This window comes from Clostridium sp. MCC344, from assembly GCF_018785365.1.
Classification (GTDB): Bacteria; Bacillota; Clostridia; order Lachnospirales; family Lachnospiraceae; genus Pilosibacter.
In genome coordinates, this window is record NZ_WQPQ01000061.1 from 1 (window position 1) to 1,161 (window position 1,161).

Below are 1,161 nucleotides of genomic sequence, written 5' to 3' on the forward strand. Positions count from 1 at the left end.
CGTGAATTACCCACCACTTAATTTTGAAGAAATTTGAAGTGGGGGCTTCTGGGGAATCCTTGGACTCCCGTTTAAGAAGTTTGATCTTTGAGTTTCCGCCCGCTCTCAGGCGATCCTTATTCTTACAGGCGTATCCACATCGCCTCTATCATATAGAGCCCTTAGGCTCACAATGTTACATTTACGCATGATATTTAAAGCACCATTGACATCAGCGTTGATCCGCCTTCCAGAGCGGTCCTGATACAGGCCACGGCAGATCCGGCGGCCGGAAAAGACCGGTGGCACAAGTCCTGCTTCTCCATATACGGGCATTTCATCCAGATCCCAGAAGGATGCCATGGAAGTATAACTTTCCTCCTGTTCCACGTAGCGGATCCCATTCATTTCACACAGATATTTCAGTTTCCTGCGGAGTATCCCGAACGGAATTCCCACAAAGACCTGGTTCATCTGCCTGCCAAGATCTGAGGAGCGCTGGAATGTGGTATTGTAGCCCACGATCAGGGTTCCGATATCGTTCCGGATGCAGTAGGTGACCACCTGTTTCGCTGCTTTACCCATGTAGTCACGGACCTGGTTGTTTCTCTTCCTCTGCAAAACGACCTGACGTCTGGTTGTTTTCTTTCCGTAGTGCTGCTTGTCTTTGACGCTCTGCAGGCAGGTGTTCCGCTTGTTGAACCACTGGTTGATGGATTTTAAGCGTTTCCCATCGATGAGGAAGCTTTCCCCTCTGTTGGAAACGGCCGTCATGAGATTGTCGATCCCGAAGTCGATCGCCAGTGCATGGGTTGGATTCAGATTTCTCTGAGCCGCTTCCACCTGATAGGTGTACTGGATCTCAAAGAACCTGGCGTCTGCTTTTGGGATGATACGGATCTCCTTAATGGTTTTATCTGCCAGGACCGGCGGGATGGTAATGGTGACCGGTTTATGATGCTTCTTATACGCTGCTGAGTACGGAAGGACAAACCGGTTCCCATTCAATCTTACAAACCCGACGATCAGGGTTGCGTAGCCGTCTTTTGGAAGGTATTTGGGCAGCCTGCAGGATGAAAACGGATACTTCCCCTGCTTTGCCAGTTTCAACAGACCGAAGAAAGACTTAAAAGATCCATCCACTTCCTTAAGGATCTGCTGGGCCATGTTGGAATTCAGCAG

Annotated in this window: 1 protein-coding gene; it reads right to left on the bottom strand. The window is 49.5% G+C overall.

Going from position 1 to position 1,161, the window contains the following annotated elements:
* Nucleotides 1-105: 105 nt before the first annotated feature.
* Nucleotides 106-1,161 (bottom strand): RNA-guided endonuclease TnpB family protein (locus GPK90_RS15035; RefSeq protein ID WP_215703345.1); only part of this gene is annotated, 1,056 nt, incomplete at its 5' end.